General features: G+C 72.2%; 8 protein-coding genes. 3 read left to right on the top strand and 5 right to left on the bottom strand.

Annotated features, from left to right (window positions below; all coding sequences use genetic code 11):
* Window positions 1–25: 25 nt before the first annotated feature.
* The 3 genes from ACZ303_RS25235 to ACZ303_RS25225 all read right to left on the bottom strand — a co-directional run bounded on the left by ACZ303_RS25235 (window position 26) and on the right by ACZ303_RS25225 (window position 4,762).
* Window positions 26–859: an MOSC domain-containing protein gene (locus tag ACZ303_RS25235; protein WP_467342608.1), complete on the bottom strand. Its 834-nt coding sequence runs from the start codon at window positions 857–859 to the stop codon at window positions 26–28.
* Between the two features lie 75 nt (window positions 860–934).
* Window positions 935–1,420, bottom strand: a complete 486-nt coding sequence (locus tag ACZ303_RS25230; RefSeq protein WP_467342607.1) for a DUF6643 family protein — start codon at window positions 1,418–1,420, stop codon at window positions 935–937.
* A gap of 282 nt (window positions 1,421–1,702) precedes the next feature.
* On the bottom strand, window positions 1,703–4,762 hold the full coding sequence (locus ACZ303_RS25225) for a patatin-like protein (RefSeq protein ID WP_467342605.1): 3,060 nt from the start codon (window positions 4,760–4,762) through the stop codon (window positions 1,703–1,705).
* 189 nt (window positions 4,763–4,951) lie between these two features.
* On the opposite strand from ACZ303_RS25225, the gene ACZ303_RS25220 reads away from it, so the two are divergent.
* Both ACZ303_RS25220 and ACZ303_RS25215 read left to right on the top strand, forming a co-directional pair.
* Window positions 4,952–5,362, top strand: a complete 411-nt coding sequence (locus ACZ303_RS25220) for a hypothetical protein (RefSeq protein WP_467342604.1) — start codon at window positions 4,952–4,954, stop codon at window positions 5,360–5,362.
* On the top strand, window positions 5,359–9,165 hold the full coding sequence (locus ACZ303_RS25215; protein ID WP_467342602.1) for a peroxidase family protein: 3,807 nt from the start codon (window positions 5,359–5,361) through the stop codon (window positions 9,163–9,165). The genes ACZ303_RS25220 and ACZ303_RS25215 overlap by 4 nt, the downstream gene beginning before the upstream one ends.
* A gap of 36 nt (window positions 9,166–9,201) precedes the next feature.
* On the opposite strand, the gene ACZ303_RS25210 is transcribed toward ACZ303_RS25215, so the two are convergent.
* Together ACZ303_RS25210 and ACZ303_RS25205 are read right to left on the bottom strand one after the other, a co-directional pair.
* A complete protein-coding gene (locus ACZ303_RS25210; protein ID WP_467342600.1) occupies window positions 9,202–10,020 on the bottom strand; it encodes a sulfotransferase domain-containing protein in 819 nt (272 codons plus the stop codon).
* Window positions 10,017–10,649: a sulfotransferase family protein gene (locus ACZ303_RS25205; RefSeq protein ID WP_467342599.1), complete on the bottom strand. Its 633-nt coding sequence runs from the start codon at window positions 10,647–10,649 to the stop codon at window positions 10,017–10,019. Before ACZ303_RS25205 ends, ACZ303_RS25210 begins: the two co-directional genes overlap by 4 nt.
* Window positions 10,650–10,813: 164 nt before the next feature.
* Here ACZ303_RS25205 and ACZ303_RS25200 point away from each other — a divergent pair, with 164 nt between their 5' ends.
* The gene (locus ACZ303_RS25200; protein ID WP_467342598.1) at window positions 10,814–12,037 is read left to right on the top strand and encodes a YcaO-like family protein; all 1,224 of its coding nucleotides are present in this window, start codon (window positions 10,814–10,816) and stop codon (window positions 12,035–12,037) included.
* Window positions 12,038–12,060: the final 23 nt, after the last annotated feature.

The following is a 12,060-nucleotide window of genomic DNA, read 5'->3' as shown; positions in this document are numbered from 1 at the left end:
GCGTGCGGTCGGGGGAGGGGGCAGGTCAGTCGAGAACCTCGACCGCGTCGCCCACGCGCACCACGCCGGTGTGCTCCGGGATGAGGTTCATGCCGAACACCAGCGCCTTGCCGATCATGTGGTGCCGGGCGAGCGTACGCAGGGGCTCCTTGCCCCGCTCCGCCGTGCTCTGGTCGGTGGTGGTGACGACGCACCGGCCGCAGGGCTTGGCGGCCCGGAAGGTGATCCCGCCGACGCGCACGCGCCGCCAGTCGTCCTCGGCCCAGGGCGCGGTGCCGTCGATCACGAGGTTCGGCCGGAACCGGTTCATCGGCAGCGGGCCCTCCTCGGCGCGGTCCCCCTGGGAGATCAGCGAGTTGAGGGCGTCGAGCGACGCGGTCGTGGTGGCCAGCAGCGGATAGCCGTCGGCGAAACTCACCGTCTCACCGGGCAGGGAGTGCCGCGGGTCGATGCCGCGCCGCGTCGCGGGGTCGTCCATGTACAGCAGCCGGGCCGACGTGCCCAGATACGAGCTCAGCCACGCGTCGGCGGCGGCCCCCGCGGGCACCGCCTCGATCTTGTCCCGGAACACCTGCGCCGTGACCGTGCCGCCCTGCTCGGCGAGATCGGGCACGGCCACCTCGATCGGCTCGGCCCCCGGCGCGGCGAGCCGGACGCCGCCGCCCGCCAGTGGCCGCGCCGAGGCCAACGCGAGCCGGGCGTGCTGCCGTTGGCTGATCAGCGCGCCGTCGTCGTCGGCGATCATCCACCGCCGGTCGCCCGCGAGCCCCCATGGCTCCACGGTCGCTTCGTCGGGCGCGCACCCGGCCAGCGACTTGACGGGATAGAAGTGGATCGCGGTCAGTACTGGCGTGGACATGCGGCCATTTTGCCATCCGGACCAGGTGGCTGAACGATTCCCCCCGGGTCAGGCCCGGCCGGACGGGGAGGGCCGTCAGTAGCCGCCCTGCTGGGGATACGGGCGGTTGTACGGGTCCTCGTACGGCGCGGGCGCCGGGCGGGGCGCGACCGGACGCATCGCGTCATAACCGGCGGGACCCGCGGCGGGCGCGGGCCGCTGCTGCTGGTACTGCTGCTGCTGTTGCTGCGGGCCCGGGTAGCCGCGCGGCGCCTGCTGCGGGATGTAGGGCGCGGGCGCCTGCTGCAACCCCGCGGGCTGCTGCTGCCCGGCGGCCGGATAGCCGCCGTACTGCGGCGCCTGGGCGGCGTAGCCGGCCGGCGGCTGCGGGGCGGCCGAGGGCCCGGAGGGGAGCGCCGGGAGGGCGGGCAGCTGGCTCCCGCCGTCGTACGGCGACGACACCCGGATGGGCGCGATCTGCGGAGTACCCCGCTCGGCGACAAGGCTGTCGTAGATGGGGGTGTCCGGGAACGACGACGTGGCGTAGTAGCCACCGCCGTAGGTGCTGCGGGGGGAGGTCATAGCGCATAAGTTAAGCCCACTCCCGTGGCCGGGTCTACGCCAAGGGCTCCGCAACCCCTTTCTGACCTGCAAAGACGCAGGTCAGGGCAGAACGGGCAGGCGAGGACAGATGCGTACGAGAGGGTGATCGGTGCGCCGTGAATCCGTATACCTGATGGCCTGATTGCACCCTTTCCTATGATGTTTCTGGCGCGTCGTCAGACCTCGTCGGCGACCTCCGCGCGTGGAACCCTGAACGGGCGCCGGCCGCGGACAGGCAGGATGCCGTCGGGGCGCGGCGCTTCACCGGCCGCGCCGGCCGCCCACCGTCCGGAATACGTCGACAAGCGTCCACACGGGCGGGAGCAGCAGCAGGAGGACGACGGCGGTCCACAGCAACGCGTGGTCGCCGAGGTACGGCACGGCCGTGTCGCGGAGCCACGAGAAGAGGCGGTCCCTCGCCGTCGGCATGAAGCCGGCAAGGGCCAGTACCGCGATGGCCGCGACCACCAGGCCCGCCACAAGGGTTTTGACGACCCGGCCCGGGGCGGTGATCGACAGGAGGATGACGCCGCCGAGCACCGCCGCGAGCCCGAGCAGGCCGATCAGGCCGACGGTGCTGGTGGTGGCGATCGCGCCGATGCCGACGAGGAGCAGCCCGACGACCAATGGTTTGCCGCCGATCGCTCTGGGGTCGAGCACCTGGTGGGTGAGGCGCAGGGCTCTGCTGACCGTGCCGAACAGCGGCCGGAGCGACTTCCATTTGGCGGTCCCGTCCTCGATGGCGTTCGACGCCACCGCGGCGCTCTGCACGATGGTGCGGGTCAGCTGCTTGGTGCCGCGCTCTCCGGCGAACGTTTCGCGCGAGATCCGGCAGGCGTTGAGGAGATCGGCGGCGCGGTCTGGCGGAACCGCTGCCGTGTCCGGCGGGCCGCCGGCCGCCGCTTCGTACGCGGCGAGGAAGGAGTCGGCGGTGTCGGCGGTCCCCAGCCGCCTGTCGTGCGCGGCTTGCCCCGCCACACAGCGCAGTTCATGTGCGGCGATGAGACGCTGCGGCCCGCTCGCCACCCACATGGAGGTGGCGGGGAGGGCGGCCGGCGGCTCGACACCGGTCGCGGTGAGGAATGCCAGCTCGGCCGGCTCGCCGTCGGGGAAGGGGTCGAACACCCCCGGAGGAGGCCCGCCCCCGGCGATATCGCTCAGCGTTTCCTTGAGTTCCTCCACGAAGGCGGCTCCCAGATTGTCGGCGAGCCGTGCCAGCAGCCGTGGGGCCAGTACGACGTGAACGAGCCAGCCGGCCCCGTCCAGGCGCCCCCACATCCAGTCGTTGGCGCGCCACGATCTCTTGTAGAAGGCGCCGAAGTGACCGAGCTGGAGCCCGGTGAGCTTCTCGTCGGCCAGGCTGCGGCCGTCGAGCCGGGTCCTGGTGTCGGCGCTCATCTGGACGAGCTCCACCACCTGCCGCGCGGCCGACTCGTCAGCGTAGAACACTCGTTGCGCCGCCTGAAGGCCGAACAGCCGCCGGGCCACCCCGTCCACGGGCGGGCTCGGCGCCGGGGCCTCGGGTGTGGCCGCCCCCGTCAAGTAGGTCAGGACCTCGGTGACGTCCGCGGGGTCCCGGCCGGGCGACAGCAGAAGCGCCAGGAGAGGGTCGCGCGCGCTCAGGACGACGTCCGCGAGCGCGCTCCACGCGCTCGCGAGGGCAGGCCGTTCGGCGTCCGAGGGCAACTGGCCGCATGCCGCGTTCTGCCAGTCGACCGACGCCGCCAGTGCGGGGACCACGTCCGGCGGCAGCGTCTCGCCTGATGCCCCCACATGGCGTTCGAGGACCTCGGAGATCGCTTTGACCGGCACCGTCTCCGATGCCGTGGGCACCGCCTCGTGCACCTTCGCGAGGAAACCGTCCAAGATGCCGCGCCGGTCGGGCGACGGTGGCGGTTCGGCCGCGAAACCGCCGTACACCAGCCTCAGCACGGTGGCCTTGGCCCCGTCGAGCGCCGGCCGGCCGAACCGGGCCAACTGGTCGAAGAGGCCGTCACCCTCAAGGCTTTCCGGCAGTCTCGTGGCGAGTGCCGTCGCGGCCGCGGCGGTGAGCGTGTCGAGATCGGAGCCGAAGCCGACAGGGCGGCCGTCCGCCGCGCGACGGCCGCCCGAGGCGAGTTGGCGCAGCGTCTCGTTCGCGGCGGCGCGGGCCAACGCCTGGACACGGACGTCGCGGTACGCGCCGACGAGCCCCCTGACCGTCAGATCTCCGCCCGGCCCGGCAAGGAGCGCCAGGCGGCTCTCGGCGCGCTGCCGGGCGCCGGCCCGCTCGTTATGGGCGGTGAGCGCGTCGAGGTCGGCGCTGATGCTCTGCGACCGCAGGGCGTCGAAGTCGGCGAGCAGCGCCGGGCCCACGTCCGGCACGTCGTCCTGGCCGGGAGGCGTGGCCACGGAAGCGTCGGCCACACCGGGGGACGGCACCACGTACGCCATGACCCTGCGCACCTCCTGGCTCGCGGGGCGCTCGAACACGGCCCGCAGCGACGGGCCCAGCGGGCGGTTCGCCAGCAGTCCGCCGTCCACGCAGAACTGGGTCCGGGTACCGGCGCTCACATACGGGGACATGTCCGGGTGACCGTCCGTGCCCTCCTCGCCCACCGGCACGTACGCCGGCTCGAAGGCGCAGGGGAAGGACGCGCTGCTACGGGCCGCGAGCGCGAGGGCGTCCACCACCGTGTCGGAGCCGAGCTGCTGGGCGTCGAAGGTGAACAGGCCCTGATGGGTGGTGTCGCGGATCGCGGTGCCGTAGTCGTCCCGGAACATCCTCTCCAGCCCGGTGAGGAGCGTGGTGGTCATGAAGACACGCGTGTGGTCCTCTCCCGCGGCGCCCGGAGCGGCCGGATCACCGCCGATGAGGTTCTTCATCGCGAGGCGGAGGCCATTGAGCAGGACACCGTCCCCCAGCAGCAGGGACGGCGGAGCCTTCTGGGCGGGGTCGCGCAGCAGCTTGCCGAGCGAGCCCTCGTCGAGCCAGAGGTCCCGCAATCCGCCGATGTCGCGACGCCGGACGTTCGCCAGCCCCAGGAAGGCGGCGTTGATGCCGCCGGCGCTGGTGCCCGACAGCACGTCGACGCTGACGTCCAGCCGCAGGAGGTCCAGCAGCCGCTGGTACTTCTCCCTCACCGCCCGGTCCGCGGATTCCACCGGCGCCTGCCAGTCCGACGGGCCGGAGCCGGAGCCGGGACGGGCCAGGAGGTTCATCTCCCGGGCGACGCCACCCATCCACACCGCCAGGCTGACGCCGCCCGTAAACGTGGCGGCCAGCCGCAGCTCGGACCGTAGGTGAGCGTTCTCGCCCCGGACTTCTTCGCTTGTGTCCACGTCCCCATGGGAACTCCGACCGGCAGCGCCCGCACCCACGGCAGGGCCATGTGAGCCCATCCGGGGTCTTCGAGGTGCGTCCGGGCAATCGCGCTCATAGTGTGGATTTGCATGACATTTCAGCCCCTGTAGGGGAATCCGGTGGCGCTTCCGCCGCCACGGCAGTCACGACACCCTCAGGGAGCCATCATGGCCAAGCCACGCGCCGACCGCCGCCCTGTCCCGGTGTACCTGCTCGCCGGTGTCCGGCTCTTCAACGGCGTCACCGGCCTGCTGACACCCGCCGTCCTCATCCGGCGCCTCGACCCTGGCCGTGAGCCCGGCCCGGCGGCCGTCTACGCCTTCCGGCTGTTCGGGATCCGTACGATCCTGCTCGGCCTCGACCTGCTCACCCACAGCGGCGAGCGGCTCCGCGAAGACCTGCGCGAGGGCGTCCTGATCCACGGCAGCGACACCGCGACAGCGGCCCTGCTCGGCGTCCGTGGCCAATTGGCGCCGCGGACCGCCGCCCTGACCACGCTCATCTCGGCCGTCAACACGGTGCTGGCGGCCACCGCGAGGACCTCCGGCTCCGACTGCGGGAAGAGGAAGCGGAAGTGACCACGGAGCGCGAAGTTCCCCCGGCCGAGACGGGCTTCGACTACGTCGTCGTCGGTGCGGGCGCAGGCGGCGGACCGCTGGCGGCCAACCTCGCCGCCGCGGGCATGCGCGTCCTGCTCCTCGACGCCGGCGACGCCGAGGAGAGCGACAACTACTCGGTGCCCGCCTTCCACGCCGACGCCTCCCAGGACCCCGCCCAGCGCTGGGACTACTTCGTACGGCACTACGCCGACGAGCGGCAGCACGCGCGCGACAGCAAGCTCGTGCCCGGCAAGGGCATCCTCTACCCGCGTGCCGGGACGGTCGGCGGCTGCACCGCGCATCACGCGATGATCACCGTCTACCCGTACAACCGCGACTGGGACGCGATCGCGGAGGAGACCGGCGACGCCTCCTGGCACAGCACGGCGATGCGCACGTACTTCGAGCGGCTGGAGCGCTGTACGTACCGGTCCCGCCCCAAAAGGCCGCCCGCCAATCCCCTGTGGGCCGCGATCCTGAGGCACCTGCCCTTCATCGGGGCCAGGTACCGCAACGACTCGCGCCACGGCTTCGACGGCTGGCTGCCGACCGACCTCGCCGACCCCGGGCTGGTCGTCCAGGACCAGCAGCTGCTGAAGGTCCTCCTCTCGGCCGCGGAGGAATCGCTCGCGGACTTCCTCGGCCGGCCCCTGTCCCCGCTGGAAGGGCTGGAATCCTTCGTCGATCCCAACGACTGGCACGTGCAGACGCACGCCCTTCAGGGCCTCTGGCAGATCCCCATGTCCACGGCGAACGGGCGCCGCAGCGCCGCCCGCGAGCGTGTCGAGGCCGTGCGGCGCGGCCACCCGAGCAACCTGATCGTCCGCACGAACGCCCTGGCGACCCGGGTCGTACTGGACGAAAACGGAGCGGCCATCGGCGTCGACTACCTGGACCGGCCGCACGCCTACCGCGCCGACCCGAACAGCCCGCACGACGACGAGCCGCCGGTCCGGCGCAGGGTCCTGGCGGACCGCGAGGTGATCCTCGCGGCAGGGGCCTTCAATACGCCCCAACTGCTGATGCTCTCGGGCATCGGCCCGGCCGAGGAGCTGCGGCGGCACGGCATCCCCGTACGCGTCGATCTGCCGGGCGTGGGCGCCAACCTGCAGGACCGCTACGAGGTCGGCGTGGTCAGCCAGATGGACCGCGAGTTCCCCGTCATCAAGGACTGCTCCTTCCACGCACCGGAGCCCGGAGCCGAACCGGACCGCTGCTACCGGGCCTGGCGGCGCGGCCAGGGGCTGTACACGACCAATGGCGCCGTCGTCGGGATCACCCGGAAATCCCGACCGGACCTGGACGCCCCGGACCTGTTCATCTTCGGCGGCCCCTTCGACTTCCGCGGCTACCGACCCGGCTACGCGCTCGACCTGACCCGCCACCACGACCGGTTCACCTGGGCCGTCCTCAAGAGCCGCACCCACAACACCGGGGGCCGGGTGCTCCTGCGCTCCGCCGACCCCCGCGACACCCCGCTGGTGAACTTCCACTACTTCACCGAAGGCACGGACGAGGACGGCCTGGACCTCGAAGCGATGGCCGACGCCGTGGAGTTCGTACGCGGGATGAACCGCAGGGCCGACTCCGTGATCCTCAAGGAGCTGTGGCCAGGCCAGGACGTCCGCGACCGCGACGACGTCCGCCGCTTCGTCCAGGACGAGGCATGGGGCCACCACGCGTCCTGCAGCTGCCGGATGGGCCGCGCCGACGACCCCTCGGCCGTCGTGGACAGCGACTTCCGGGTACGAGGCGTGGACCGCCTGCGCATCGTGGACGCCTCGGTCTTTCCCCGCATCCCCGGATTCTTCGTCGTCACCCCGGTCTACATGATCAGCGAGAAGGCGAGCGACGTGATCCTCGCCGACGCGGCCCGCACCGCGACCGGCCCCACCGCACCCCACGCCCTGACCGGCGCCGCCCTGAGGAGTACCACCATGAGCACGCGACGACGCACCCCACGGCGGCCCGGCTCCGGCTACCGCTCCACCCTCCCCTGGAGGATCGTCACCGGCATCGCCGCCTACGTCGACCGGCGCGTCGGCTGGGACAAACTGGCCGTCACACCAGGCCTGTTGACCCTCCTCGGGCTGCGCGTCAAACTCCGCCAGGAGAACCTCCACGACACCACCCGACTGCCCTCCGTCGATCTTCCCGACCCGGCACCGCCGTCCGAGAGGCACAAGGTCGACCGCACCTCCGACGGCAGCCACAACGACCTCGACGAGCCCCGCATGGGCATGGCGGGAACCCGCTTCGGCCGCAACATCCCGCTGGACCGGATCGCCCCGGCCGCACCCGAGGATGTCCTGTCCAGACCGAACCCGCGCGAGGTCAGCCGCGCCCTGCTCACCCGCCACCGGCTCATCGCGGCCGAGTCGGTCAACTCCCTGGTCGCCGCCTGGCTCCAGTTCATGATCCGCGACTGGTTCAGCCACGGCACGAGCCCCGAGGACCGGCCCTGGGAGGTGCCGCTCCTGGGCGACGACCCGTGGCCCGAGCGCCCCATGCGGATCATGCGGACACCGGACGACCCCACCCGCGACCCCCAGGCGCCCGCCGGGACGCCCGACACCCGCGTCAACGTCTCCTCCCACTGGTGGGACGCCTCCCAGATCTACGGGACGAACGACAAAGAACAACGCGCGCTGCGCACCAGGAAGCAGGGCAAGCTGCACCTGTGGAACGACAAGCGCACTCCGTCCGCCCCCGACCCGTCGAGCATCCCCGGTTTCTGGCTGGGCCTGGCCATGATGCACGACCTCTTCATCCGCGAGCACAACGCCATCTGCGACCACCTGCACGCCGCGTACCCGAACTGGGACGACGAGGAACTGTTCCAGCGCGCCCGGCTCGTCAACGCCGCTCTCCTCGCCAAGATCCACACCACGGAGTGGACGCCCGCCGTGATCAGCCACCCCACCACCGTCAAGGCGCTGCGGGCCAACTGGTGGGGCATCGCGGGCGAGCGCCTCCACAACCTCTTCGGCCGGATCAGCGGGAGCGAGGTCATCAGCGGCATCCCCGGCGGCGAAACGGACCACTACGGAATCCCGTACGCCCTCACCGAGGAATTCGTGGCCGTCTACCGGATGCACCCGCTCATCCGCGACGACTGGCACCTGCGCTCCGCCACCGACAACTCCACCCTGGAGCAGTGCACCTTCCGTGAGATCGCCGGCCCCAAGGCGCTGCGGATCCTGGGCACCATGGCACCGTCCGACCTGCTCTACAGCTTCGGCACGCTCCCCCCGGGCCTGGTCACCCTGCACAACTTCCCGAAGTTCCTCCAGGAGTACGAGCGACCGGACGGGCACCTGCAGGACCTCGCCGCCACCGACATCCTGCGCAGCCGGGAGCTGGGCGTCCCCCGCTACAACGAGTTCCGCCGACTGCTGCGGCTGAAGCCCGCGGAGACCTTCGAGGAACTGACGGACGATCCGGCATGGGCCAAGGAGATCAAGCGGCTCTACGACGACGACATCGAGAAGGTCGACCTGACGGTCGGCATGTTCGCCGAGAAGCTTCCGGCCGGATTCGCCTTCAGCGACACGGCGTTCCGCATCTTCGTCCTGATGGCCTCGCGCCGACTGAACAGCGACCGCTTCTTCACCGAGTACTACACGCCCGAGGTGTACTCCAAGGCCGGCATGGCCTGGATCGACGACAACACCATGCTCACGGTCCTGCTGCGCCATCACCCGGAGCTGCGCACGGCCCTGGCGGGGCTGGACAACGCCTTCGTGCCCTGGAACACCCCTCCGGAGGCGGCCGATTCCTGAGGTCCACCGCGAAGGCGGGCCTGGTCCCCACCCTGATCAACCGGGCCCTCGGCCGTGATCCGCGGTGTCCGCCGCGAGGGCGGCGGGCTGCCACGGCGGGGCGAGGAGCCGGCGTACGGCATCGTTCACATAGTCGATCTGCGCCGGGGTGAGGTAGTCGCGGAAGCCGCCGACGACCCCGCGACGGGTCTTGTACGAGTCGGGGTCGCCGGGCACGGTGGCCCGCAGGCGGTCCGTACGCAAGGAGTCGGTGAGCTCCATGGCGCGCATGGACGGGAAGTCCGCGAAGTCCACTGCCGTGCGCAGCGTCTCCTCGCCGGCCTCGGGCAGTCCGCAGAAGTCCAGCACGCGCGAGAGTTCCCCGGCGGTGTCGGCGGTGAGCCGCTCGTAGGAGGTGAGCAGGAACGACGCGGGCACGTCCTGGCGGGCATGCCAGATGTTCCAGAAGGTCAGACAGGTCTTGACGCTGCCCTCCTCCTCGGCCAGGAAGTCGCCGAGTCCGGCGAGGTAGGGACGGTCCTGCCGGAGGTTCCGCTGGAAGTAGCGGGAGACGGCGGTGTCCCGGATGTCGCGGAGCAGAAGGACCACCTTGCGGTCGTGGTAGAAGTCCTTGTCCCAGGACAGCTCGGCCGGGCGCCGCCAGGCGACGCGGTCGTCGTGCCAGAAGACGATGCGGGGGACGGTGGGGTCCACCTCGCTGTATTCGGTCAGATCCAGATCCCGGCAGACGTCCATCGGGATCCCGCGCGCCGTGGAGATGGCCTTCGCCATCAGCACCCGCAGCCACGTCCGGCCGCATTTGGGGAACGAGATGACGTAGACGTCGCCCTCCGCGTCGACCGCCTTCGGGGTCACCGCGGGCTCCCCGCGATGGTCGTGCGGTTGAGATGGGGGAAGGGCCCGTCCGGGACGGGCAGGCCGAGGAAGGGGGCCAGACGCTCGTACCCCTGGCCGCCCGCGACGTCGAGGACCAGCAGGTCGCCGTCCCGGCCGGCGAAGTGGCGGACCACCTCGGCGGTGTGCCGCCGGGCGACCCGGCGGAACCGCTCCGGATGGAAGGCGTGGCAGCCGTAGACCGCGGCCCGCAGGAAGCACTGGAGTTCGAGGTAGACCGGCCCCTTGTCCGCCTTGCTCTCGACGGGCCGCTCCCAGTGCCGCCGGCAGGAGCGCAGCCAGCCTTCCTCTTCGCGGACCGTGAGCACGAACTTCGCGCCCGGCCACAGGAGATCCAAGTCCTGGTAGTAGGGCACGACGGTGATGTCGGTGATCCCGTCGCACCGGTCGAGCAGCGGGAATCCCGCCGTGCCGGCCAGCAGGGTCGCGTAGGTGGCCGGATCGGCCGGGTAGTGGGCGGTCTCGAAGCCGAGCGTCCGCAGGGCGGTGGCCAGCGAGCGGGTGCCGGTGCGCGACAAGCCGATGCCGAAGACCTTCGGCTTCGCGGCGCCCGGCGCCGGGCAGGGGTCGACGGCACGATCGACGGGCACATGGCCTCCCGGGGGTGACGGCTCCCGCACCGGAGCCGGGCGCCCGCGTACACGAGTAACCGTCCCGGAACGCGGGATTTTGTCAACAGGGCCGCGGCCATGGCCGGTTCGCCACGAGGCCCCCCGAGGCGTCGTTGTGCGCCCGGCACGGCTTTGGTCCAATCATGGCGATGACGAGAGCCCACCCGGCCACGCCGGGAGAAGCGCCGGGCGCGGGCGCCCCGGCAGGTGCGCGCTGGCGGCCCGAGGTGTTCGCGCCGTTCGCGGAGAGCTCGGCCGTCCTGTGCGCACGGGTCGCGGCACGCTCCACGGAGTTCGGCCGGACGAGCGCGAGCGGCTCCGACCGGGTCCTGATCGGCGGCAGCGCCGGCGACGACCCCTCGGACGTGGCCGTCCGCGCACGCGGTGAGCTGCTGGAGCGCATGGGCAACGTGCTGGCCGGACGGGAGGCCGAGCGCCAGGCGCGGTGGGAGGGGACCTTCGGCGAATGGCGGCGGCGTGGAGTGCCGGCGGTGGATCCGGCCGTCTTCTCCGGTGCGCCGGACAGCCGCTCGCTGCGGGCGATGTGGGTCATGGCGCGGTCGCTGCTGACCGGTGCGGAGCTGCTGGTCCCCGCGGGGGCCGCGTTTCTCCAGCACCGCCCGCCGGCCGGCTGCCACGCTCCGGCGCGGGCGGGTTCGACCGGTCTGGGAGCCCACCCCGACCGGGCCCGGGCGATCGAGCACGCGGCGGGGGAGATCCTCGAACGCGACCTGATCCGCCGCGCCTGGTACGAACAGGACGCCCCGGCGCCGTATGTGGAGCCCGACGCCGATGGGCTGCTGCCCGCCCCCGTCGGGGACCTGCTGACGGCATGCGGCTGGCGGGCCACGGTGCTGTGGCTGCCGGCCCCTCGCGGCACGGTCTGCGCGGTGGTGTGCGTCGAAAGCGGCGGGCGGGCCCAGAGCTTCGGTGCCCGCTGTGCGTCCGCCGGCCGGCGGGGGGCCGCCGTGGCGGCCGCCGCGTACGAGGCGTTGATGGTGCGGTGGAGCATGACCAGTCCGGTCGCGGTCCGCGCCTGGGAGCGGTGGGGCGGCCGGACCCCGCCCCGCACCGCGCTGGAGCACGCCCTGGGGGCCCACCACGGGCGGGACCACCTGGGCCACTGGCTGGCCCGTGCACCGGCCCCGCCCGCACCGGAACCCTCCGGCCCGGACCGTACCGGCCCCGGCACCACGCCCGGCGTGCTCGCCGCGTACACCGGGGAGGACGTCCTGCTGGTGGAGACGGACGCCCGGCGGCTCCTGGCGGAGGGCGTGGCCGTGGTCCGCGTGCTCGCCCCCGGGACGCGGCCGCTGCCCTCCGGTGACGGCGGGAACACCGACGCGCTTCCCCACCCCTTCGGCTGATGGACGCCCCAGGAGACCGAAGA

The organism is Streptomyces sp. NPDC023527 (assembly GCF_055560115.1).
This window is presented reverse-complemented; position numbering and strand designations above follow the sequence as displayed.